This window comes from Micromonospora sp. WMMA1998 (assembly GCF_027497375.1).
Taxonomy (GTDB): domain Bacteria; phylum Actinomycetota; class Actinomycetes; order Mycobacteriales; family Micromonosporaceae; genus Micromonospora; species Micromonospora sediminicola.
The window spans coordinates 6,252,287-6,275,639 of record NZ_CP114911.1 but is presented as its reverse complement, the minus strand read 5'-3'; the positions used below and the strand labels follow the sequence as shown (position 1 = coordinate 6,275,639).

20 protein-coding genes are annotated in these 23,353 nt (G+C 74.1%); 8 read left to right on the top strand and 12 right to left on the bottom strand.

Translation table 11 applies throughout. From position 1 onward, the window contains the following. Window positions 1–46: 46 nt before the first annotated feature. Complete coding sequence (locus O7600_RS29240; protein WP_281591575.1) at window positions 47–1,087, bottom strand: phosphatase domain-containing protein; 1,041 nt, start codon at window positions 1,085–1,087, stop codon at window positions 47–49. A gap of 118 nt (window positions 1,088–1,205) precedes the next feature. On the opposite strand from O7600_RS29240, the gene O7600_RS29235 reads away from it, so the two are divergent. From O7600_RS29235 to O7600_RS29220, 4 genes are all read left to right on the top strand, one after another. After that, window positions 1,206–2,783 (top strand): hypothetical protein, encoded by a 1,578-nt coding sequence (locus O7600_RS29235; RefSeq protein WP_281594296.1) that lies wholly within the window; start codon window positions 1,206–1,208, stop codon window positions 2,781–2,783. Window positions 2,784–2,799: 16 nt separating this feature from the next. Further along, entirely contained in the window at window positions 2,800–3,603 is an 804-nt protein-coding gene (gene yaaA / locus O7600_RS29230; RefSeq protein WP_281591574.1) for a peroxide stress protein YaaA, read from the top strand. 109 nt (window positions 3,604–3,712) lie between these two features. After that, complete coding sequence (locus tag O7600_RS29225) at window positions 3,713–4,366, top strand: hypothetical protein (protein WP_281591573.1); 654 nt, start codon at window positions 3,713–3,715, stop codon at window positions 4,364–4,366. 60 nt (window positions 4,367–4,426) lie between these two features. Further along, the gene (locus tag O7600_RS29220) at window positions 4,427–5,380 is read left to right on the top strand and encodes a TAXI family TRAP transporter solute-binding subunit (protein ID WP_281591572.1); all 954 of its coding nucleotides are present in this window, start codon (window positions 4,427–4,429) and stop codon (window positions 5,378–5,380) included. 6 nt (window positions 5,381–5,386) lie between these two features. On the opposite strand, the gene O7600_RS29215 is transcribed toward O7600_RS29220, so the two are convergent. After that, entirely contained in the window at window positions 5,387–6,817 is a 1,431-nt protein-coding gene (locus O7600_RS29215; RefSeq protein ID WP_281591571.1) for a HAMP domain-containing sensor histidine kinase, read from the bottom strand. Between the two features lie 10 nt (window positions 6,818–6,827). After that, complete coding sequence (locus O7600_RS29210; RefSeq protein ID WP_174528970.1) at window positions 6,828–7,484, bottom strand: response regulator transcription factor; 657 nt, start codon at window positions 7,482–7,484, stop codon at window positions 6,828–6,830. Between the two features lie 85 nt (window positions 7,485–7,569). Here O7600_RS29210 and O7600_RS29205 point away from each other — a divergent pair, with 85 nt between their 5' ends. Together O7600_RS29205 and O7600_RS29200 are read left to right on the top strand one after the other, a co-directional pair. Continuing rightward, a complete protein-coding gene (locus O7600_RS29205; protein ID WP_281591570.1) occupies window positions 7,570–7,908 on the top strand; it encodes a DUF952 domain-containing protein in 339 nt (112 codons plus the stop codon). A 68-nt stretch (window positions 7,909–7,976) separates the two neighbouring features. Next, window positions 7,977–8,519, top strand: coding sequence for an acyltransferase (locus tag O7600_RS29200; RefSeq protein WP_098745492.1), 543 nt, complete (start codon window positions 7,977–7,979; stop codon window positions 8,517–8,519). Window positions 8,520–8,573: 54 nt separating this feature from the next. Here the strand turns inward: O7600_RS29200 and O7600_RS29195 are convergent, their stop codons facing one another. The 3 genes from O7600_RS29195 to O7600_RS29185 all read right to left on the bottom strand — a co-directional run bounded on the left by O7600_RS29195 (window position 8,574) and on the right by O7600_RS29185 (window position 13,377). After that, window positions 8,574–10,322: a CDP-glycerol glycerophosphotransferase family protein gene (locus O7600_RS29195; RefSeq protein WP_281591569.1), complete on the bottom strand. Its 1,749-nt coding sequence runs from the start codon at window positions 10,320–10,322 to the stop codon at window positions 8,574–8,576. 204 nt (window positions 10,323–10,526) lie between these two features. Then, window positions 10,527–11,810, bottom strand: a complete 1,284-nt coding sequence (locus tag O7600_RS29190; RefSeq protein ID WP_281591568.1) for a nucleotide sugar dehydrogenase — start codon at window positions 11,808–11,810, stop codon at window positions 10,527–10,529. Between the two features lie 4 nt (window positions 11,811–11,814). Then, on the bottom strand, window positions 11,815–13,377 hold the full coding sequence (locus O7600_RS29185) for a glycosyltransferase (RefSeq protein ID WP_281591567.1): 1,563 nt from the start codon (window positions 13,375–13,377) through the stop codon (window positions 11,815–11,817). A gap of 263 nt (window positions 13,378–13,640) precedes the next feature. Here O7600_RS29185 and O7600_RS29180 point away from each other — a divergent pair, with 263 nt between their 5' ends. After that, window positions 13,641–14,837: a hypothetical protein gene (locus O7600_RS29180; RefSeq protein WP_281591566.1), complete on the top strand. Its 1,197-nt coding sequence runs from the start codon at window positions 13,641–13,643 to the stop codon at window positions 14,835–14,837. 9 nt (window positions 14,838–14,846) lie between these two features. On the opposite strand, the gene O7600_RS29175 is transcribed toward O7600_RS29180, so the two are convergent. Continuing rightward, on the bottom strand, window positions 14,847–16,724 hold the full coding sequence (locus O7600_RS29175; RefSeq protein WP_281591565.1) for a hypothetical protein: 1,878 nt from the start codon (window positions 16,722–16,724) through the stop codon (window positions 14,847–14,849). After that, window positions 16,721–18,199, bottom strand: a complete 1,479-nt coding sequence (locus O7600_RS29170; protein ID WP_281591564.1) for a hypothetical protein — start codon at window positions 18,197–18,199, stop codon at window positions 16,721–16,723. Before O7600_RS29170 ends, O7600_RS29175 begins: the two co-directional genes overlap by 4 nt. Before the next feature lie 176 nt (window positions 18,200–18,375). On the opposite strand from O7600_RS29170, the gene wecB reads away from it, so the two are divergent. Further along, window positions 18,376–19,464, top strand: a complete 1,089-nt coding sequence (wecB, locus tag O7600_RS29165) for a UDP-N-acetylglucosamine 2-epimerase (non-hydrolyzing) (RefSeq protein ID WP_099161699.1) — start codon at window positions 18,376–18,378, stop codon at window positions 19,462–19,464. A gap of 51 nt (window positions 19,465–19,515) precedes the next feature. Here the strand turns inward: wecB and O7600_RS29160 are convergent, their stop codons facing one another. From O7600_RS29160 to O7600_RS29145, 4 genes are read right to left on the bottom strand one after another with little or no spacing between them, the layout of a single operon-like run. Next, on the bottom strand, window positions 19,516–20,121 hold the full coding sequence (locus O7600_RS29160; protein ID WP_281591563.1) for a hypothetical protein: 606 nt from the start codon (window positions 20,119–20,121) through the stop codon (window positions 19,516–19,518). Then, the gene (locus O7600_RS29155; protein ID WP_253866572.1) at window positions 20,118–21,506 is read right to left on the bottom strand and encodes a glycosyltransferase; all 1,389 of its coding nucleotides are present in this window, start codon (window positions 21,504–21,506) and stop codon (window positions 20,118–20,120) included. The genes O7600_RS29160 and O7600_RS29155 overlap by 4 nt, the downstream gene beginning before the upstream one ends. Then, window positions 21,503–22,069 carry a hypothetical protein gene (locus tag O7600_RS29150; protein ID WP_281591562.1) on the bottom strand — a complete coding sequence of 189 codons (567 nt, stop codon included), beginning with the start codon at window positions 22,067–22,069 and terminating at the stop codon, window positions 21,503–21,505. The genes O7600_RS29155 and O7600_RS29150 overlap by 4 nt, the downstream gene beginning before the upstream one ends. 29 nt (window positions 22,070–22,098) lie before the next feature. Next, window positions 22,099–23,313, bottom strand: a complete 1,215-nt coding sequence (locus O7600_RS29145; protein WP_281591561.1) for a glycosyltransferase — start codon at window positions 23,311–23,313, stop codon at window positions 22,099–22,101. Window positions 23,314–23,353: the final 40 nt, after the last annotated feature.

The window sequence follows — 23,353 nt, the reverse complement described above, 5'->3', positions numbered from 1 at the left end:
CCGGACCGTCTGGCGACCGCCGACGAGACGAGGGCAGGGGCAAGGTTCAGACCAGATCGGCTTCGCGGAGGAGCTTCCACAGGCCGGCGCCGTCGGGGGCGCTCAGCCACTTCTGGCCCACCGGGCCGGACGAGGAGCGACCCGCGGGCGCGGGCAGGCTGCCGGCCAGCACCGACTGGGTCGGCGACAGCCGACGGATCGCCACGCCGGCCACGTTGTCCGGGTGGGCGGCGGCGAACTCCCGATAGATCTCCGGGTCGTGCTGGCCGTCGTCGCCGATGAGCAGCCAGCGCACCTCGGGGAACTCGCGGGCCAGCCGGGCCAGCGTGGCCCGCTTGTGCTCCCGCCCGCTGCGGAACCAGCGGTCGGCCGTCGGCCCCCAGTCGGTGAGCAGCAACGGGCCGGCCGGGTAGAGGTGGCGGGAGAGGAACCGGGTCAGCGTCGGCGCGACGTTCCAGGCGCCGGTGGAGAGGTAGAAGACCGGCGCGCCGGGGTGGGCGGTGGCCAGGCGCTCGTAGAGCACCGCCATGCCGGGCACGGCGTTGCGGGCGTGTTCGTCGAGGACGAACGTGTTCCACGCGGCGAGCATCGGTCGGGGCAGCGCGGTCACCATCACCGTGTCGTCGATGTCGGAGAGGATCCCGAACCGGACGTTCGGGTCGAGGATGCGTACCAGCGCCTCCACCGGCTCGGCGTCGGCGACGCTGAGGCGTACGCAGCCCCAGCCGGGGGTGAAGTCGCCTTCGACGACGGTGTCGACGAAGCCGCTGCGGTCGGCGGTCACCTCGTGGCGCACGCCGTTGACTTCGATGGTCACCCGGGCGTGCTTGGCCGGCAGGGTGGCGAAGCTGCGCCAGCCCCGCACCTTGTCCAGCCGGCCCCGCCGGCGGGTGTCCGGACGGCCGAGCAGCACGCGGCAGAGCACCCGCGCCCAGCCGGGGGCGCCGTAGCCCGCGTACGCGATGATGTTGGGCTGCCACCCGGTGCGCCGCAGCCGGCGTTCCACCAGCCCGTGCACGGCGTCCTCGATACGGGCGGCGCGGTGCAGTTGCGGCACGGCCAGCTGGTCCGGTGGTGTGGGTGGCACGTAGCAACACTGCCACAACCGGCGGGGGCCGGCCACGCGAGTGATCTACGCCGATCCGCCCCGGGCGCCGGCCGGCAGCGTGCCAGACTTCGTCGTGTCGCAGGTGAAGCGGGACGCGATGGGCCGACCGGACGCGCCGGCGCTGGTGGCGCTGCTGCTCGGCGCGGTCGGGGTGGGTTACCGGCTGGTGCTGACCGTGCTCACGGTGCCCGCCTCGAACAGCGACGAGGCCACGTTCGGCCTGGCCGCCCTGCACATCGCCGGCGGCCACGAACGGCCGGTCTTCCTCTACGGGCAGCGCTACATGGGCGTGCTGGAGTCGTATCTGGCGGCGCCGCTGGTGGGCTGGGCCGGACCGAGCTGGCCGCTGCTGCGGCTGCCGCTGCTCGCGCTCTACGCGATCTTCCTGTGGCTGGCGTACCGGCTGACCCGCCGTCTCTTCTCCCCCTGGCTGGCCGTGGCCGTGGTGGGCCTGCTGGCGCTCGGGTCGGAACGGGTGGTCCGCGACCAGCTCACCGTGGTCGGCGGCCGGCCCGAGGTCAAGCCGGCGGTGCTGGCGTTGCTGCTGATCGCGGTCGCGCTCGGCGAGGACCGGGTGCGGCACCGCTGGCTGGCCACCGGCGGGTTCGGGCTGCTCGTCGGGCTGGCGCTCTGGTCGGACTGGCTGATCGCGCCCTACCTGCTGGTGGCGGGCGTGGTGCTGGTGCTGGCGGTCCCCCGCGATCTGGTCGGCTGGCCGGGCGTGCTGCTGGTGGCGGGTTTCCTGGTCGGCATCGCGCCGGTGGTGAAGGACAACCTGGTGGCGCCGCCGGGCCAGGACTCGCTGTCGGTGCTGCGGGAGGTCAGCACGAAGGAGGGCGTGGCACCGACGATCGTCGACCGGGTGCGCGGCGGGCTGCTGGAGGGGGTGCCGCTGGCCTCCGGGCTGTGCCCGATGGACGGCTGCGCGCGCTGGGCGCAGTGGTTCGGCCTGCTCTACCCGGTGCTGCTGGTGGCCGCCGCCGCGCTCGGGCTGGTCGCGTACCGCCGGGCCGCCGACCATGCCGCGCGGGTCCGGGCCGCGGCGGTCCTCGCGCTGGTCGTCGGCGCGGCGTTGACCCTGCTGGCGTACGTGCGCAGCCCGCTGGCCGCGACCGACCCGCTGGGCAACGCCCGCTACCTGTCGGTGCTGCAGATCTCGCTGCCGGCCGTGCTCTGGCCGCTCTGGCTGGCCGCCGCGCACGCGCTGCGCGCCACCGCCGGCCGGGTGGCCCGGCTGGGCGGCGTCACGGCCGCCGGGGTGCTGGCCGGGCTGACCGCCGCCGCGGTCGCCGGCACGGTGGCGTTCTTGGCCCACACCCCCGGGGTACGGGCCGAGGAGCTGTCCGCCCGCCGGCTGGCCGACACGGTGCTGCGCTCCGGCCTGCACGAGGTGTACGGCGACTACTGGACCTGCAATCGGCTGATCTTCAACACCGGCGAGGCGGTGGCGTGCGGGGTGCTGGACGGCAACCTGACGCCGGGGCAGAACCGCTACCCGGCGTACTGGCAGCGGGTGGGGCGGGCGGACCGGCCCGGATACGTGGTGGCGGTCGGCTCGTCGGCGGAACGCGGGCTGCGGCGGCTGCTCGGCGACCGGGCCGACGCGGCGCTGGTGGCCCAGGTCGGCGACAGTCGCGTCTACCACCCGGACCGCGCCGTGCGACCGTGGCGCTGAGCCCGGCCCGTACGCTGTGCCGGTGCTCATCCTGCTCCCCCCGTCCGAGGGCAAGGCCGAGGCCGGCACCGGCCGGCGGCTGGACCTGTCGCGGCTGTCGCTGTCGGAGCTGAACCCGGCCCGGGAGGCGGTGCTGACCGCGCTGGTCGACCTCTGCGCCGGCCCGGACGAGGCGGCGGCCCGGGACGCGCTGGGCCTGAGTGAGGGCCAGCGCGGCGAGCTGCGGCGCAACGCCCGGCTGCGGGTGGCGGCCACCGCGCCGGCCGCCCGGCTCTACACCGGGGTGCTCTACGAGGCGCTCGACCTGGCCACGCTGCCCCCGGCGGCGGAGCGGGCCGCCCGCCGGTCGGTGCTGATCAGCTCCGGCCTGTGGGGCGCGGTCCGCCTCACCGACCGGATCCCGCCGTACCGGTGCCCGATCGGGGCGCGCCTGCCGGGCGTGGGGGCGCTGGCGGCGTACTGGCGGTCCGCACTGGGGTCGGCCATGACGGCGGCCGCGGGCAACGGTCCGGTGCTCGACCTGCGCTCCGGCGCGTACGCGGCCACCTGGGCGTCGCGCGGGGCGGTCGCCGAGCGCACGGTGACGGTGCGGGTGCTGCACGAACGGGTGGTGGACGGGACGCCGACGCGCTCGGTGGTGAGCCACTTCAACAAGGCGACCAAGGGCCGGCTGGTCCGGGACCTGTTGCTCGCCGGCGCCCGCCCGCGTACCGCCGACGCGCTGGTGGGCGCGCTGCGCGAGCTGAAGTACACGGTCGAGGAGGGTCCCCGGGCCACCGGCCGACCCCGGCAGCTCGACCTCGTCGTCGCCGATCTCTGAGGGCCGGCGTTCGCGCAAATTTTGCTCAAGGCTCGGGCGCAGCGGTTCCCCGACCCGGCGGGGCAGGCCACGGTAGAGGGGCCCTGACGCCGACCAAGGAGCTGTGCCGATGCTCTCCGAGCCCACCACGCTGCTCGACCGGCCCCGCCCGTCGTCGCCGCCACCGCCGTTGGACTGGCTGACCCTGGCCGACGCGTTCGAGGTCGCCTGCATGGTGCGGTGCACGCCACCCCCGGCCGCGGACGTCCGCCGGTTCGACGTCGACCCCTACCGGGGCGGGGTCGCGGAGTTCAACCGGGAGGACGCGGCGCAGCGGATGCGGCAGCTGCTGGGCCGCCTCGACGTGCCGGTGGAGCACGAGCTGACCACGGGCGGCCTGCGCCGCCGGTTCGAGTTGCACCGGCTGTCGGTGCCCGTCGAGCACCGGCCGGCGTACGCGGCCGTGCTGGCGGCCGGCTGGCGGCAGGGCCGACGCGAGCTGCTCGGCGGGCCGGTGCCCGGCGCCTCGACGGCGCGCCGGATCTGGCGTCCGCGCCTGGCCGCCGCGGCGTGGCGGGCGGCGCTGCTCGCCGGCGGCCGGCACGTACGCCGGCACTGCCTGGGCATCCGGCTGGCCGACCGCGACCTGGCGGCGGTGCTGGTGCGCGGCGCGGCCCTGCTGGAGGTGCCGGCGGCGCTGCGACCCGGCTCGGGGTGCTTCCTGGTGAGCGTGCCCAACGGCGAGCACCGGACCCGGATCACCGAGAGCGCCGAACTGGGCTGAGGACACCGCCCGCACGGGCGGGCTTGCGCGGCGGCGGGTGCACGGCGCAGAGTGCAGCCCGTGAGTCGACACTGGTCTGTGCGCGGCCGGCGCCGGACCGCGGCCCCGCTGGCCCTGTTGCTGCTGCTCGTCACCGCCGTCGCCGGCTGCCGCGACGAGCCCACCGAGCCGGTGCGGATCCGGATCGCCACCGGTAGCCCGACCGCCGTCTACCACGCGTTCGGCCAGTCGCTGGCCGCCCTGCTCAACCGGGAGCTGCCCGGGGTGCGCGCGGACGTCGTGGTCACCGCGGCCTCCGCGCAGAACGTCCGGCTGGTCGGCTCCGGCGAGGCGGAGCTGGGCTTCACCCAGGCCGACGTGCTGCCGCCCCGCGAGCCGGAGCACCCCCGCGTGCTCGCCGTGGCGCGCGTCTACGACGACCTCCTGCACCTGGTGACCACCGCCGGTGGACCGGTGCGTACGCTCGCCGACCTGCGCGGCCGGCGGGTGTCGGTGGGCGCCGACGGCTCGGGCACCGAGGTGACCGCCACCCGGCTGCTGGACGTGGCGCAGCTCGACGGCGACCGGGTCCGGCAGGAGCACCTGGGGCTGGACGACTCGGTGACCGCCCTGCGCGAGGGCCGGATCGACGCCTTTTTCTTCTCCGGCGGCCTGCCCGTGCGCGGCGTCGCCGAGCTGGCCCGGCAGACGTCCCTGCGGATGGTCGACCTGGGCGACTGGACCGAGCCGTTGCGGCGCGCGTACGGGGAGGTGTACGTGACCCGGGACATCCCCCGCTCGGTCTACCAGGCGGATCCGGTCAGCACGGTGGCGAACCCGAACTACCTGATCGTCAGCGCCGAGCTGCCCACCGCGCTGGTCCGTGAGGTGACCCGGCTGCTGATGGAGCGGCGGGAAGAGCTGGCCGCCGCGCACCCGGCCGCCGGGCGGATGAGCCCCCGGTCGGCGATCGTCACCACGCCGCTACCGCTGCACCCGGGCGCGGCGCAGTGGTACCGCACGGCCAAGCCCTGACCGGGCTCAGGTGCCGACCGGTTCCCCGGCGCGCCGCGCGGCCGGTTCGACCGCGCCGGCCGCCTCGTCGGGCGGCGCCGGGAACCACAGCTCGGCGACCAGCCCGCGCGGCTCGCCCTGGCGCATGGTGAGCCGGCCGTCGGACGCGTCGACGAGCACCGCGGCGATGGTCAGCCCGAGCCCGGCGCCGTCCACGTTCTGCGCGTCCGGCGCCCGCCAGAACCGCTCGGTGGCCTGGTCCAGCTGGCTGGCCGTCATGCCCGGGCCGGTGTCGCGCACGGTGAGCGTGGTCCCGCCGTCGGCCGGTCGGACGGTCACCGTCACCTCTCCCCCGGCGCCGCTGAACTTGACCGCGTTGTCGATCAGGGCGTCGAGCGCCTGGTCGATCGCGGTGGGCACGGTCCGGGCGTACGCCGGCGCCTCGCCCGGGTCGAGGCGGAGGGTGACCGACCGGTGTCGGGCCAGTGGCAGCCAGGCCGCCACCCGGGACGCGGCCGCCGCCGAGGCGTCCACGGTGACCCGCTGGTTCTCCTCCCGTTCGGCCCGGGCCAGGGTGAGCAGCGCGTCGAGGACGGTGGCCAGCCGGTCGGTCTCCTCCAGCGCCAGTTGGTGCTCGGCCCGGCCGTCCGGGTCGGTGAGGCTGGGTCCCAGCTCCTCCACCCGCAGCCGCAACGCGGTCAGCGGGTTGCGCAGCTGGTGGCTGGCGTGCGCGACGAAGGCCCGCTGGCGGTCCATCACGTCGGAGACCGCGTCGGCCATGTGGTTGAAGCTGGTCGCCAGCCGGCGCAGCTCCGGCGGGCCGACCCGGGGCCGGACCCGGGCGGTGCGGCGGCCCTCGGCGATCTCGTGGGTCACCGAGTCCAGCTCGGTGACCGGGCGCAGCACCCACCCGGCCAGCCCGAACGCGGTGGAGACGCAGGCCAGCACCGCGAGCAGGCCGATGCCGGCGAGCAGCAGCCACCACGCGGTGACGGTGCGGCGCACCGGGTCCGCCGGGGTGGTGGTGACCACGGCGCCGAGCACCTCGCCGCCGTCGTTGATCGGGACCGCCGTCACCAGCGGGCCGTCCACCCACGGCCAGACCGACTCCGGGCCGCTGAACTGCTGCCCGGACAGGGCCGTGTCGAGCGCCGGGCCCGTGCCCGCGCCCAGTTCCCACCCGGGCGAGGCGGCGACGGTACGCCGGTCGCGGTCGACCACCGCCGCGCCGATGCCGTAGAGGTCGTCGTAGGCGGCCAGCTCGCCGCCGAGCGGGCCGGGACCGCCGCCACGCAGCGCCGGACCGGCCAGCGACGCGAAGCGGGTGGCGTCGGCGAGCCGGTCGGCGCGTACCCGGTCGGTCTCCCGGGAGGCCAGGGTGACCGCCAGCGGGGTCTCCAGCGCGAACAGCACCAGCACCATCAGCAGCAGGTAGCTGATCACCAGCCGGCGGCGCACCGGGGTCTCCTCACGCGCCGCGGAGCCGGTAGCCGACCCCGCGCACGGTCTCCACCAGGGTCGGGTCGCCGAGCTTGCCGCGCAGCGACCCGACGTGCACCTCGACGGTGTGCCGGTCGGCCCAGGTGGTGCCCCACACGTCGAGCAGGATGCGGTCGCGTGGCACGGCCACCCCGGGCTGGCGGGCCAGGGAGAGCAGGATGTCGAACTCCTTGCGGGTCAACGCCACCGCCCGGCCGGCCACGGTGACCGTCCGGCCGCCCACGTCGATGCGGACCTCGCCCGCCTCGATCAGGTTGCGCTCCGGGACGGTGTGCGCGGCCCGGCGCAGCACCGCCTCGATCCGGGCCTGCAGCTCCACCATCGAGAACGGCTTGACCACGTAGTCGTCGGCGCCCAGCCGCAGGCCGAGCACCCGGTCGCGTTCCTCACCCCGGGCGGTGACCGCGATGATGCCGAGCTGGCTGCTGCGCCGGCGCAGCTCCCGGCACAGGTCGGTGCCGTCGCCGTCGGGCAGCGTGAGGTCGAGCAGGACCAGGTCGCAGGGGGCGGCGGAGAGCGCGGCGGCGACCGTGGCGGCGTGTTCCACCTGGTAGCCGCGCCTGGTCAGCGCGGACGACAGGGCCGCGGCGACCCGACGGTCGTCCTCGACCAGGAGGATCCGCACCCGTGCCCCCTCTCGTTCGACGCGTCGTCCCGCGAAATGGTGGCAGACGCGCCGCCGGGGCGCGAGGCCGCTCTAGGCTGCGGTCGTGATCTACAAGATTCTCGCCGACGACGAGTGGCGGCAGGCGCGGGCGGCCGGGCGGTTCACCGGCACGGCGTTGGACCGGCAGGACGGCTACCTCCACCTGTCCGCGGCCGACCAGGTGGTGGAGACCGCGCGCCGGCACTTCGCCGGGGTGACCGGCCTGACCCTGCTCGCGGTGGACGAGAGCCGGCTCGGCGAGGGGCTGCGGTGGGAGGTGTCGCGCGGCGGCGCGGCGTTCCCGCACCTGTACGCGGCGCTGCCGGTGGACGCGGTGGTCGCGGCGTACCCGTTGCCGGCGGACCGGCCGGCCGCCGACGTGGTGGCCGAACTGCTCGGCTAGGGGCTCGTTATGCTGCGTCGAACCCGCCCGACGGCGCGACGCAGCGCCCTGCCACGATGCGAGTTGAGATGACTGACAGCAACGATCGGTCCGCCTCCGTCTTCGTCCATCCGACGGCCGACGTGGAGGACGGCGCCCGGGTCGGTGACGGCACCAAGGTCTGGCACCTGGCGCACATCCGGTCGAGCGCCCAGGTCGGCGCCGGCTGCGTGATCGGCCGCAACGTCTACGTCGACGCGGGCGTCACCGTCGGCGACCTGGTCAAGATCCAGAACAACGTCTCGGTCTACCAGGGCGTGACCATCGAGGACGAGGTCTTCGTCGGCCCGTGCGCGGTGTTCACCAACGACTTCCGGCCGCGCGCCCAGAATCCGGACTGGACGATCACCCCGACCCTGGTCCGCCGGGGCGCCTCGATCGGCGCCAACGCGACGCTGGTCTGCGGCATCGAGGTCGGCGAGTACGCGATGATCGCGGCCGGCTCGGTGGTGACCAAGGACGTCAAGCCGTACCAGTTGGTGGCGGGCAACCCGGCCCGGCCGAAGGGCTGGGTCGACGAGAAGGGCGAGGTCGTCTCCCGCGACGTCGACAACCCGCCGCACCAGGGCTGAGCAGCCGACGGGGGCGACGACCGCACCGGTCGTCGCCCCCGTCGTCGGTGCGCCTCAGCCGCAGAGCCGGCCGATCTCGTCCCGGAACCGGTCCATCGGGTTGGACCCGGCCGGGCCGAGCAGATACTCCTTCAGCTCCCGCCGGGCCTCGGCCATCGGGTCGTCCCCGGCCCGGGTCACGGTGAGGATCTTCGGCAGCTGGCCGCAGTCCGCCGAGAGCAGGTACGCCGCCCGGGCGGTGGGGAACTGCCGGCGGAACTCGTCCTCCGGCAGGCCGGCCGGGTTGGCCACCACGTACGGCCGCTCACTCTGCACGAAGTCGGAGACCACACTCGACACGTCGCTGACCAGCAGGTCGGTGGCGTTGAAGCAGTCGAACAGCGCCGGCGTGCGACCGGTGACCACCAGGTGCGCGGTGCCGTCGAGCGAGGTGGGGTCGGTCTGACCGCCGGCGGCCCGGATCCGGGCGACGATCCGCTCGTGGACCGCCCGCGCCTTCGCCGAGCGGGTGCCGGTGAGCGGGTGCGGCTTGTAGACCACCCGCAGGTTCCCGGCGGCCAGCAGCCCGGACACGATCCGCTCCCCCATCAGCACCAGCGAGGTGTGGTAGGGGTCGTCGTCCAGCCAGCCCTCCCAGGTGGGGGCGTACAGCACGGTGAAGAGGTGGTCGGCGGCGCCGGAGCCGAACGTGTGCACACCGGCCAGCTGCGGGCGGCCGACCTCCACGATGTCGCGGTCCAGCACGCCCACCGCGGCCCGGGCGTACCGCTCCCGGCCGGCCGGGCCGGCCACCCACACCTCGTCGTACACCTTGCTGTACGGGTTGACGCTGGCCTGCTTGTCGCTGTCGCCGTGCCCGACGAAGACGTGCTTCGTGCCCGGCTCGCGCAGCAGGTGGATGTTGGCGCCGACGTTGGCCGCGTAGAGGGCGACCCGCAGCGAGCCGAGGTCGAGGTTCATGAAGTCGACGCCGGCCGGCACGCAGATCACCGGCAGCCGGGTGTCGGCCAGCTCGTCGAACGCGTCCGCGGCCCGCAGCAGCACCACCGCGCGGCGGCCGGTCGCCTCCACCGGCGCGAGCCACATGTTGGCCTGGTAGACGTCCTTGGCCGGGCCGGCGAAGTAGAGGGCCACCTCGGGCTGCTCCCGGGCCAGCCAGTCGTGCACGGCGGGCAGCACCCCCGGGGCCTTGCCCCGGCCGCGCAGCGCGGTCGACGCCAGCACGGCGGCGGTGACCAGCCCGGCGACCAGCGTGACGGCCGCGGTGACCACGACCGGGGCGACCCGGTCGACGGCGGCGGCCACCACGGCGGCCGGCACCAGCAGCACGTTGAGCAGCGGCAGCCGCAGTCCGGCCAGCCAGTGCGCCCAGGCCGGCGGCACCGGCACCCGGCGCAGCGCGCCGAGGTCGATGTTGCGGGTGTAGGCCGGCGGGTCGACCCGCCCGTCGATCACCTTGGTCACCGCCGACGTGGCCACCGCCACGGTCCAGAGCGCGGCCGGCAGCAGCAGCACCGCGACGTCGCCGCCCACTCCGGGACGGACCGCGGCGACCACCAGCAGGACCACCGACAGGTCCCGGACCAGGCGGCGGAAGACCTCGCCGAGGCCGGCCTTGTCGAGCAGCTCGGCGGTCCCGGCGTACCGGGTGGCCAGGGCCGCCTCACCGGCCAGGGCGACCACGGCGGCCACCGCGTACGGGACCACCAGGCCGAGGACCCCGGAGAGGATCATGACCGCGTAGCCGAGAAGCGTCGCGCCGACCGCGGCGAGACCCTGCTGGCTGCGTACTCTGCTGAACAACGACACGCTCCCTGTCTGCCCGCCGGTGTCGAAGGGGCCCGATACCGGACGGCTGCGACCCTAAACGGGTCAAGTGACGCAAGTATTGCCGGGGTGTCCGGCAGGTGAACACCGGACGACGAGTTTGCACGCCCGGTGCCGGGCCGGGCACGCCACGCAGCGGGCCCCGGCCGTGGACGGCCGGGGCCCGCTGAACGGACGGCGTCAGCCGCCGATGACCACCCGGCGGACGCCGGTCCAGCGCGCCGGGTCGGTGACCCGGCGGCCGTCGACCAGCACCGTCACGCCCGGCAGGTCGGCCGGGGCGAGGCTGCGGTACTCGGCGTGGTCGGCCTGGATCACCGCGGCGCCGACCGGCTCGCCGTCGTAGCCGGGCAGGCCGTGCGCGGCCAGCTCCTCGTTGGTGTACATCGGGTCGGAGACGTAAGGGGTCGCGCCCCGCCGGCGCAGCGCCTCCACGGTCGGGAAGACGCCGGAGAACGCGGTCTCCTTGACGCCACCCCGGTAGGCGGCGCCGAGCACCAGCACGCCCACCCCGGTCAGGTCGCCGTACGCGGCGGCGAGCAGGTCCACCGCGTAGTCCGGCATGGCGGCGTTGGCCTCGCGCGCCGAGCGGACCACGGTGGCGGCCGGGTCGTTCCACAGGTACATCCGCGGGTAGATCGGGATGCAGTGGCCGCCGACCGCGATGCCCGGCGAGTGGATGTGGCTGTACGGCTGGGTGTTGCAGGCCTCGATGACCTTGGTGACGTCCACGCCGACCGTGTCGGCGAAACGGGCGAACTGGTTCGCCAGGCCGATGTTCACGTCCCGGTAGGTCGTCTCGGCGAGCTTGGCCAGCTCGGACGCCTCGGCCGAGCCGAGGTCCCACACGCCGTTGGGCCGGTCCAGGTCGGCGCGGTCGTCGAAGTCGAGCACCGCCTCGTAGAACCGCACGCCGTGCGCGGCGGACGCCTCGTCGATGCCGCCGACCAGCTTCGGGTAGCGGCGCAGGTCGGCGAAGACCCGGCCGGTGAGCACCCGCTCCGGGCTGAACACCAGGTGGAAGTCGGTGCCCGCGGTGAGGCCGGAGCCCTCGGCGAGCATCGGCGCCCACCGGCTGCGGGTGGTCCCGACCGGCAGGGTGGTCTCGTAGCTGACCAGCGTGCCCGGCTTCAGGCCACGGGCGATGGCCCGGGTGGCGTCGTCCATCCAGCCGAAGTCCGGCACACCCTCGGCGTCCACGAACAGCGGCACGACCACCACGACCGCCTCCGACTCGGCGACCGCGGCGGCGGTGTCGGTGGTGGCCGACAACAGCCCGGCGGCCACCGCCTCCTTCAGCTTGACGTCCAGGTCGGCCTCGCCCGGGAAGGGCACGGCACCGTCGTTGACCAGCTGGACGACCCGCTCGGAGACGTCGGCACCGATCACCCGGTGCCCCTTCGAGGCGAACTGCACGGCGAGCGGCAGGCCGATCTTTCCGAGCGCGACGACGCAGATGTTCATGAAACTACTCTCCTCCTCGGGGGAGACGGCGCCGAAGGCGGGCCGCGACCCGGCGAAGCGTCACCGGCCAGACGGTGAACGCCAGTTGACCTTTGTGGTTGTTGTTGATCGTGACCAGGTGCAGTCGGCTCCCGTCGCGGTGCATCGTCCGGTGCCGCACCGGCGGCCGGAGCCCTCGCAACGGGACGGCGACGCTGCCGGCCGCCCGGACGCGTACCGCTCGGGCCGTCCCCTTCGCGGGGAGCGCCGCCGCCAGGTCCTGGAGCCGGAAGGTGGCCTCCACGGTCGTGCCCATCGGGTCGGCGGGCAACAGCCGCACCACCGCCTTCACCTCGCCCACCTGCACCGACAGGTCGTCGCCCACGAGATCGGCGAGGTCGGGCCGAGGGCTGCGGGCGAGGATCTGAACGCGGCGGTCGCCGTCAGCCCCAGTCACCCAGCGTACCGACACCGCGTTGAGCGCGGCGAGCCAACGGCTCGCCGTCGGCTTCACCTCGTACCACTCCTCGCTCAGGCCCGCGTCCGGCTCGCCGAAACCCGGATAGGCGGCGAACCACCGCTGATCGCGGACGACGGTCGGCGGCAGGCTGTCGCTCGCGGTCTGCCGGATGATCGCGAGCAGGTCGGTCGGACGGCCGTAGGCGGCCGCGCCCACCAGCACCCGGGCGTCCGGCTCGAGCCGGTCGCGGATGCGGTCGGTGAGGTACTCCCGGACCAGCTTGCCGACTCGGGTCCGGACCTGCTCCTGAGTGTCGGCGTCCAGCGCCAGGAAGTCGGGGCGGAACAGCTTCGCGATCTCCCAGGCGAAGTGTCGCCGCAGCACCGCGTCTCGCCGTTCGCCCGGCTCGACCAGCTCGGCGACGAACCGGACGATGCGCTCCACGCACTCCAGCCGGGCCAGGTGGTCGCTGCGGTAGGTGATGTTGGTGGAGTTGAGCCGCTTGACCGCGTAGTAGTAGTCGTAGTCGGCCAGCACCGAGATGCGGGCGGCCCGCACGCACGCCTCCACCGTGAACGGCTGGTCGCTGCCGACGGCCATGTCCTCCGGGAAGCGCAGCCGGTGTCGCTCGACCAGCTCCCGGCGGAACAGTTTGGTGTTCGACAGCGAGAACGGCAGCGGCGAGTCGTACAGGTCGACGTCGGAGCGGGTGCGGTCGAAGATCTCCTGGTGCACGTACCGCTTGTTCACGCCCACCATCCGGCCGAGCACCACGTCCGAGCCCCACTGGTCGGCGGCCGTCACCAGCCGTTCCAACGCCTCCCGGCCGAGGTGGTCGTCCGCGCCGACGAAGAAGACGTACCGGCCGGTGGCCACGTCGAGCGCCCGGTTGCTGGGCGCGGCCGGGCCACCGGAGTTGGCCTGGTGCACCACCGTGATCAGGGAGGGATAGGCCGCCGCGAACCGGTCCAGCTCCGCGCCGCTGCCGTCGGTGGAACCGTCGTCGACCGCGACGATCTCCAGCCGGTCGGGCCCGATCGTCTGGTTCACCAACGACTCCAGACAGGTGGTCAGGTCCGGCATGGTGTTGTAGACGGCGACGACGACCGTCACGTCCGGTTGCCTCACCGGGCGACCGCCGTCCGGAACGAGATGCCGTCAGAACCCATGCCCGTCCGTCTCCGTGTGAACCAGCGTCGCACCCCGCGACCGACCGGAGCGAGTGTACGACAAGCGCCACGCCGGAGACCGCCGCCACCGCGGCTGCCCGACCGCGGTGTCGCCGTTGCTACCCTGCACCCGACCCCGGGCCGCGACGGCGCTCCCGTCGCCCGAGGAGCAGTCACCGGCGGGCCGACGAGCCGGCCGACACCACTCGGACAGGACCAGACATGACCGCGCCGACCCGCCGCGAACTGCCGTCACCGGAGACGGCGACCGGCGGCCGCACCGACCCCGAACCGGCCGGCCGGACCGTCTCCGGCTCCGGCAACCGGCTGGTGGCCGCGTTCCGGTCGGCCCTACCCGCCCTCGTCGGCTACCTGGCCGTGCGGTCGCTGGGCCTGGTCACGCTCTGGCTCTGGGCACGCGCGGTCGGCGCCCGACCCGGCGCGCTGCTGACCGAGTCCGACGGCGAGTGGTATCTGCGCATCGCCCAGCACGGCTACGACGGGTACGAACGCACCCAGAGCGACATGGCGTTCTTCCCGCTCTATCCGCACCTGGTCGGGGCGCTGGAGCCGCTGACCCCCCTGGGTGCCCGTGCCACCGCGCTCGCCGTGGCCGGTGTCGCGGCGCTCGCCGCCGCGTGGGGGCTGTTCGCGATCGGCGAGCACCTGTACGACCGGCGGGTCGGCATCCTGCTCGCCGTGCTCTGGGGGTCGCTGCCGCACAGCATCGTGCAGAACATGAGCTACAGCGAGGGGATCTTCACCGCGTTCGCCGCCTGGTGCCTCTATGCGCTGTTGCGCGGTGACTGGCTCGTCGCCGGGCTGCTCAGCCTCGCCGCGGGCCTGACCCGACCGACCGGCTCGGCGCTGCTCGCCGTGGTCTGCGTCGCCGCGTCGATCGCGGTGCTCCGCCGTCGCGACGGCTGGCGTCCCTGGGCGGCGCTGCTGCTCGCGCCGGCCGGCTGGCTCGGCTACCTGGCCTGGGTGGGCTGGCGCACCGGCCGGCCGGACGGCTGGTTCCACATCCAGGACGCCGGGTGGGGCACCACGTTCGACCTCGGCGTCGACACGGTGCGGGTCGGCCAGCGGGTGCTGGCCCACCCCTCGGCGTTGGCGATGTACGTGGTGACGTTGGTGGTCCTGGTCGCGCTGGCCCTGTTCGTGCTCGGCGCGCTCGACCGGCAGCCGTGGCAGCTCCTGCTCTACAGCGGACTGATCCTGCTCACCACGCTCGGCGCCGCCGGCTACTACCACGCCAAGGCGCGTTTCCTGCTTCCCGCGTTCCCGCTGCTGCTGCCGGTCGCGGTCGCGCTGGCCCGGGCCGGCTGGGCGCGCGCGGTGACCGTGCTGGCGCCGCTGGCCATCCTCTCCGCCTACTTCGGCGGTTACGTGCTGATGATCTGGAACCGGTCGCCGTGAGCCCGGCCGTCACCGGTTGAACGGCCGGACGTCCCAGAGCCACACGTCGTCGACCCGCCGGCCCGGGCCGTAGCAGGCGTCGAGCACCGCGCGCAACTGCTCCTGCCGCCGGTGCCGGGGCAGCGCCACCGCGTCCGCCCGCCAGTGCCGCGCGTCGGCGCGCGCCTGCGCCACCTCGGCCGGTGTCACCTCGACGCCCCGACGGCCCTCGGCCACGAGGGTGAGCAGCTTCGCGGTCGGCTGCGGCTCGACTCCCCAGCGCCCGGTCCGATCTGTCGGCGACACCGGCGCGAGGAAGTAGCCCTGCGGCACCGCGAACTCGGCGAGTGCCGCCGAGCCCCAGTAGACCGAGGTCATGTTGGCCACCGGCACCGGCACCAGGGTGCGGCCGGGAGCCACATGGTCCCGCCACTCGCCCGAGGTCACGAAGTGCGGCACCGGCGGACGCTTCTGCACCGGCAGCGGGGTGGGCAGGACCGGCACCAGGGCGGCCAGCAGAGCGACCCCGGCGACGCGGACCAGCATCGGGTTCTCCACCCGGGTCCGGAGCACCCGGTCGCCGGCAAGAGCCAGCAGCACGCCGACGGCCACGGTGGTGATCAGGCCGAACCGGGCCACCACCACCGCGTCGAAGATCGGCAGGTGCTGCACCAGCGCGAACGGCGCCGGCACGGTGGTGCGCTCGGTGCCCCAGGTCCAGGTGGTGCCGATGGACAGCAGCGCGCAGACCACCCCGACCAGGGTCAGCACGCGCACCGTGACCTCCCGCCGTAGCCACCACGCGGCGGCCACCGCCAGCACCACGAGCGGCCAGCCGTAGAAACTCGCCTGCTCGGTGGTGTTCGGGCCCCAGCCACCGGCGCTGGTCGCGCTGCCGGCGATCGACTCCGTCGCGTAGCGCACGTAGGAGCCGAGCTTCAGCGCGTACACGTCCGGCCCACCGGGATGACCGAGGCGGTGCTGCGGCCCGGCGAACTGCATCCACAACGGGTACGCGGTCACCACCGCGACGAGCGCGCCGGCCACGAGCAGGCCGCCGGCGAGTCGGGGAGCGCGCCGCACGGCGACCCGGGGCGCCACGGCGAGATGGGCGAGCACCACCATCAGGCAGCCGAGCGCCAGCAGGAAGAGGATCTCCACGCTGATGAAGAACTGGGCGGCGACCAGCGCGCCGAGCACCAGCCCGTCGCGCAGCACCCGACCGTCCCGGGCGAGCACCAGCACCCGCCAGCCGATGAACGGCACCAGCCACTGCGCGGTGATGTGCGGGTGGCCGTTGCTGTGCGACACCAGCGCCGGCGCGAAGGCGCAGAACAGGCCACCGACGAAGGCCGCCGCGCGGGAGTCCACCACGTGCCGGGAGAGCACGTGGTACCAGGCGTAGCCGGTGCCGGCCAGGTTGAGGGTGATGAGCAGCACGTAGGCGGTGGGGGCGCCGAACAGCAGGGTGACCGGCGACAGCAGGATCCCGGGGAGCTGCATGCCGACGTTGGTCATCAGGTTCACCCCGTCGGGGGCGTTCTGGGCCGTCGTGAAGAAGGGGTTCTCCAGGTGCCGGACCGCGTGCGCCGCGTAGGCCAGCATCCACTCGTTGAAGCCCTGGTCGTCGGGGCGGCTGCCGAGGAGTCGGCCGTCCACGTCGCGCCAGCCGCGCGCGGTCACCATGAGCGCGCCGAGCAGGTAGACCGCCGCCACCAGCGCGTCCCATCGGCTCCGGTGGCGGCGCGTCGGCCGGTCGTCCGGCTCGACGGCGGGCCGGACGGCGTGCTCCGGCACGGCCGGGAGCGGCCGGGCCGGACCCGCCGCCGCGTCGTCCGGCTCGCGGTCGCCGGGCGCGGCGGGCCCGGTGGGAGCGGGCTCGGAACGACGGGTGTCCGGTGCGGTCATGAGGCAGGAGTGTACGGCCGCGGCGCGGCCTCACCCGACTCCCCCCGTGCCGGCGCACCGGCGCGTTCCCTCCGCCGGGTGAGCCCCGCGTCGAGCGCCGCCACCGCCAGCACCACCAGGCTGATCCGCAGGTAGATGGCCTCCTGGATGCCGAACCGGGTGTACTCGCCGGCGGACAGCATGAGGCTGGCCAGCACGCTCGCGACACTCACCAGCCCGCCGACGACGCCGATCGCGGTCAGCCACCGCCGCCGTCGCACGGCCCCGGTGACCACGCAGGCCAGGACCGCCAGCGCGGCGGCGCCGCCGATCAGGGGCAGGGCCAGGTGACGTGGCGGGTAGAAGACCGACCCGACCGCCTCCGGCAGCATCGTCACCGGGCGACCGTAGGTGTGCAGCTCGGTGCTGCCCAACGCCATCGGCAGGATCCGATGCACCATGATCTCGCCGTAGTGCTCCGGCTCGGCCAACGCATACCGGAAGCCGACCCCCAGTTCGTGCTCCTCGGCCCAGGTCTGCAGCTCCCCGCACCGGGCGTAGGCCTCGGAGAACTTTCGTACGTTCCACCGCCGCACCAGCGCCGGGTCCTCGATCGCCTGGCATTGCGGCATGCCGAGCTCGTCGTGGTACGCCCGGTGCATCGCCGGGTCGCGCTGAACCTCGACCATGAGCCGGTAGAGGAACGTCTCGTCGGTCTGGGAGCGCCCGGAGGCGCTCCATCGGGAGAACGTCTGGTCGGTGGGGCCGAGCAGCGCCGCGTTCCAGGCCAGCCCGGCCAGGAGCGCGCCGAGTGCCACCACCGCCGGCCACCGGCGCGAGCGGTCGCGCCACGCCAACACCACCAGCACCGCCGGCACCAGCGCGATGAACAGCAGCATGTCCTGCCGGACGAACATCCACCACACCGTCACCAGCACCGTCGCCGCGAGCAGCGGCCACGACCGCCGGCGCGCCCACAGCGCCAGCAACCCGAAGGCGAGCAAACCCAGGCTGATCGAGAGCGACTCCGCCGTCAGGGTGTGGTCCCAGACGTACACCGCCCGGGTCAGAGCCAGGACGAACAGCGCGCTCGCGGCGCAGACCCGGGCGGCGGTGGTGCGCAACGCGGTCCACAGCGCCACCACCAGCAGCACCCACGCGGCGGTGCCGATCAGCGCCTGGGCCCACGCCCGCGCCGGGTCGCTGCCGGCGAGCGAGTAGAGCAACGGCGTGCCCCACAGCCGCGGCGCGTGCCCGGTGAAGGAGAGCGTCGCGGTCGGGTTCGGGCCGTCGAGCAGCCCGGCGTAGGAGCGCGTGTCGAAGGTGCGGAACGCCTCGACCCGCGCGGCGATGCTCAGCCGCGTGGCGACGAAGGCGACCAGCAGGACCGCCAGCAGTGGGCGGTCGCCACGAAGCCACGACCGGAACCGGCCGACACCACGCCGATTCGCCGGCTCGGGACGGCGTCGTTCGACGACGGAAGAGTCGACCACCATGGGGGATTCCTCGCGCTCGCGCTGGCCCTGTCGGCATCCGGAAGCGGGACGCTGCGATGTTAGCCTAGATCGCCCGCGTGGCGGTGCACGGTCACCGGCCGTCGCGCGCCGCCGGCCCGCGGGGCGGGCACGACGCCGCCCCGGTCAGCGGACAGTCAATCGGAGGGATCACCCACATGAAGGTCGTCAGCATCGTTGGCGCCCGGCCCCAGCTGGTCAAACTCGCGCCGATCGCCGCGGCGTTCGCCGCCACCGACCACGAGCACGTCATCGTGCACACCGGGCAGCACTACGACGCGGACCTCTCCGACGTCTTCTTCTCCGGTCTGGGCATCCCGGATCCCGACGTGCATCTGGGTATCGGCTCCGGCAGCCACGGCGTGCAGACCGGCAAGACCCTCTCGGCCCTCGACCCGGTGCTGGCCGCCGAGCGGCCCGACTGGGTGCTGGTCTACGGCGACACCAACTCGACGCTGGCCGGTGCGCTGTCCGCGGTGAAGATGCACCTGCCGGTGGCCCACCTCGAGGCGGGGCTGCGCTCGTTCAACCGCCGGATGCCTGAGGAGCACAACCGGGTGCTCACCGATCACTGCGCCGACCTGCTGCTGGCGCCGACCGAGGAGGCGGTGCGCCACCTGTCGGCCGAGGGGCTGGCGAAGCGAGCCGTTCTGGTCGGCGACGTGATGGTCGACGTCTGCCTGCGGGTCCGCGACGCCGTGCTGGCCGGTGGCCAGACCCGCCCGGAGCTGCCCGCCGGCATCGACCCGGAGGCCCCGTACCTGCTGGCCACGCTGCACCGGGCGGAGAACACCGACGACCCGCGACGGCTGGGGGCGCTGGTGTCCGCGCTCGCCGAACTGCCGGTGCCGGTCGCGCTGCTGGCGCACCCGCGCCTGCTGGCCCGCGCCGAGGAGCACGGCATCAAGCTGGGTGGGGGCGCGCTGCACGTCGGTCGGCCACTGCCCTACGCCGGCATGGTCGCCGCGGTGCTCGGCTCGGTCGGTGTGGTCACCGACTCGGGCGGCCTGCAGAAGGAGGCGTACCTGCTGGACCGGCCCTGCACCACGCTGCGCCCGGAGACGGAGTGGGTGGAGACGTTGGTCGACGACTGGAACCGGCTGGTGCCCGAGCCCGCCGCCCTGGGCCGGGACGGCTGGGCCGACACGGCCACCCGTCCCCGGCCGAGCGCCGGTCGGGGCACCCCCTACGGCGACGGCCGGGCGGCTGAGAACGTCGTACGGGTCCTCGCCGAACACGCGCGCTGAAAACCCGGCCCGTCCGGGTGACCGCCGGTCGGCGGTCACCCGGACGGCCGGTCAGGCCGCGGCGGTGATCTGCGCCAGCGGCGGCGGATCGAGTGACGTGGTGGCGACCACGCCCGGGTAGCGGCGGGCCAACTGCCAGCCCAGCGTGATCGACAGCGCGTCGGAGGCCACGATCAGGTCGGCCGGGTCGCGGTCGAGGTCCAGCTCGGACAGTCGCTTGAGGGCGAGCTTCGACAGCACCATCGGACGCACGTTCGTGTAAGCCTTCATGAACACGCGCTTGTGGAACGCACGGCTCAGGCGCTCCTGCCGCCGGCGCAGCCCGCCGGCCGCGCTCTGGCCGGCGAGCCGACCGAGCCCGCCGGCCACCCGCCGGGGCCCGCTGGTCACCACCAAGCGCTCGGCGCGCAGCAGCGGGTGCCGCTTCTCGGCGGCCCCGATGGTGAACAGACGCAGACCGGGCCGCCCGGCCAGTTCGGCCCAGTTGCCCTCGCTGAGCACCACCACATCCAGCCGGGCGCCCTCGTCGAGCAGACGCCCGGCCAGCGCCAGCACCCGGTCGTGCGGCCTGTGGTTGAACGCCAGCAGCAGTGCCCGCGGCTGCCGGGGCGCGGTCACCGTCGGGGTCCGGGCTCCGTCTCCGTCGGCGATCGTCACGATCCCACCTCTCCCGTCTCGATCTTCCGCCGGACCATCGACCGCAGCCGGGCCTCCAGCGGCGCGGTGACCGCCTGCCGGGTGAAGGTGTCGGCGTGGGCACGGGCCTCGGCCCGCTGCTTGGTCGACATGTCCCGGGCGGCCTTGCCCGCGGCGATCATCGACTCGGCGATGTCGTGGACGTCGAGGCTCTCCGGGTTGAACCAGAGCGGATAGCCGGCCAGTACGTCCTGGGCGGCGATCCCCGGCGCGTGCACCGAGACGATCGGACTGCCGCTGGCCATGTACTCGAAGATCTTGCCGGAGGTGACGTACCGCGCGCCGCCGGCGAGGAACACGAGGACGTCACTCTCCTGGTAGACCCGGCCGACCTCGGTCTTGGACACCGGGCCGCGGTAGTGGATGCCGTTGTCCGGCAGGGAGCGACCGTCCTCGTCCGCGGTCAACCCGAGCCGCTCCATGAGCGGAGCCTTGCCCTGCGCGAAGTATCCGAGGTGCCCGTGGATGTTGAGCTCGGCGTCGGCCAGGTCGGGATGGCGCCGGGCGATCTGGAACGCCTCGGCGAGCTGCTCCACCGGCTGAGTGCTGTTCATGGTGCCGAGGAACGTGAACCGCAGCGGCTGGTCCCGATCGGTGCCGGAGGTCGGCGTGGACAGGTCGAGCTGGGTCAGCAGATCCGGGTCCCAACCGTTGGGCACCACCATCATCCGGTCCGCCGCGTTCGGGTAACGGTCGGCGTACCAGGACAGCAGCGGCTTGTTGACGAAGACGGACGCGGACGCGTCCCGGAGGATCCGCTTCTCCCAGCGCCAGGCCGGGTGACCGGGCTCGTACCCGTCCTCCTCGGTGAACATGTTGAGCGTCCAGGCGTCGCGGTAGTCGACCGCGAACGGCACCCCGGTCGCCTTGTGGATCATCCAGGCGGCGGCGAACGACGCGAACGGGTTACCGGTGGCGAGCACCACGTCGAACCGGCGCCGGGCGTGCATCCGCAACGCCTTGCGCACCGACGCGACCGCCCAGGACAGGTAGTGCTCGGGGAAGATCTTCTTCAGCCCGAAGTTGTAGAGGTTGCGCGCCATGATGGGCGACATGCCCCGGAACCGGCCGTACTCGCGCAGGTCGCGTTCCCAGGCGAAGTGGCTGATGGCGGGCCGCTCCACCCGGATCGACGGGTGGACGGTCTCGGCGAGCTGCTCGTCCACCGAGCCGATCACCCGGTGCAGGAACGACAGCGGCGACGCGAACGCTGTCACCTCCCAGCCGTGCTCGGCGAGGTAGTTGGCGGTCGCCCGAGCCCGGTAGACGCCGCTGGCCCGCGACGGCGGGAAGTAGAAGGACAGGTAGAGGATGCGCGGTCGGCGCGGCGTGCGCGTCCGGTTCATGGAGTGTCCCCCTGGGCGGAATCCGGGTCGTCGGTACGGTGCTGGCGATCGGTCGCCTCTCCAGAGTAGTCGTAGCTGAAGCAGACTCTCGGACTCGCGTGCCCGCTCCGGTTCCCCACCAGGCGGGCCGCGTACGGCATCGCGACCGGGTCCGTGACGACGAGCACATCCACCAAAGTACGGGCGAGGAGCTGGTCGATCAGCCGGGGGCGCTGGTCGCCGCGCACCCGCAGGAACGCTCGGTGCGCCGGGTCGGCGAGGCGCCGCTGGTAGGCCCGCTCGGTCCGCTTCGAGATCCGGCGCAGCGGGCCCCGGCCGACGAGGCGCAGCAGCTTGCGCGGCGCCTTGTAGAGCGCCACCTGCTCGAACCGGACCGTCGGCAGGCGCCGCAGGAGGGCGTCCAGCTCGACGACCCGGACACCGGGCGCGAACGTCTCCCGGCTCCAGGGGCCCAGCCGGTCGACCACCACCGTGGCGGCGCCGCCGTCGGCGACGGCCTGGCGGGACTCCTCCACGACGGCGCGCCGCCGGACTCCCCCGACGGACAGGAAAAGGACGTGCATCTCACTCCATCAGCTGCGGCGCCCCGGCGTCAGCGCGCCGGCGCGGCCTCGTCGGAAAACCACAGACGGCGGTGCATGTCGGCGACCGCGCCGTAGCCGTACCGGGCGGCGAGTGACGTGCGAACGAGGGCGGGATCGAGGGCGTGCGGGAACCGCGAGCGCAGCCGCCGGTAACCGGCCACGATCGTGTCCGGGTCGTCCGTGACATCGATCATCTCGCCGGCCGCCGCCTCGATGCCGGACAGTGTCCGCTCCGGGCCGCCGCAGCGGGTGACCAGGACCGGCAGCCCGGCGGCGATGCCCTCGACCACCGCGACGCCGAACGTCTCCCGACGGCTCGGGTGCACCAGCAGGTCGTGCTCCCGCATCAGCCGCAGCGCCTCCTGCGGCGGCACCGCGCCGGTGAACGTGACCGCCTCGGCCACCCCGAGCTCGGCTGCCCGCGCGGTCAGGCTGGTCAGCAACGCGCCCTCACCCACCAGGGTCAGCGTCAGCGACGGGTCGTCCCGCCGGCAGCGCGCGAACGCCTCCAGCAACAGCGGTACGCCCTTGAGCTCGGAGAGCGCCCCGACGAAGAGCCAACGCCGCAGCGTGGTGATCGGCGTCGACCGGGGTTCGTCGAAGGAGATCGGGTTGGCGACGGCGCCGATCCGGTCCGCGTGGTGCGGGAACGCCTCGACCAGGGGGCGGCGGACGCCCTCGCCGACGGCGAGGAAGCCGGCGCACCGGTGGAGCACCTCGTCGTACATCTCCCGACCGCGCGCGGTCTCCAGCACCCTGTCCAGGAAGCTGGCGTGCTCGGTGACGAAGACGCGGGTCTCCGGACCGGCGTTGCGGATCGCGGCCCAGCCGCTGGGCAGTCCCACGTGGGCGTGCACCACCGGCGCGGTGAGCGGCCGACCGCCGAGGGCGGCCCGGAGCGCGTCGTCGTGCCGCTCGGCGATCTCGGCGTGGCCGAGGCCACGCGGCACGGGCACGGGCACGTAGACCAGGTCGGCGCCGCCGACCGTCGGGGTGCGGTGCTGGGCGTGGCGGAGGAGCACGTGGTGGGCGTCCCGGACCTGGCGCTCGCCGTCGCCGTCCAGCGCGGCGACCCAGGCGTCGCAGTGGTAGACGCTCATCCGGTCGGAAACCGGAGCGGTCGCGCCGACCATCGCCTGCACGAACGAGCCACGGAAGGGCAGTTCGCGGGTCGGATACCAGGGCGTGATCACGACGACGTCCCGTTCAGAAGTTGCCGGCACCCGAACCTTCCTCGCCGCACGTAGGGACCGCGCCACGTTA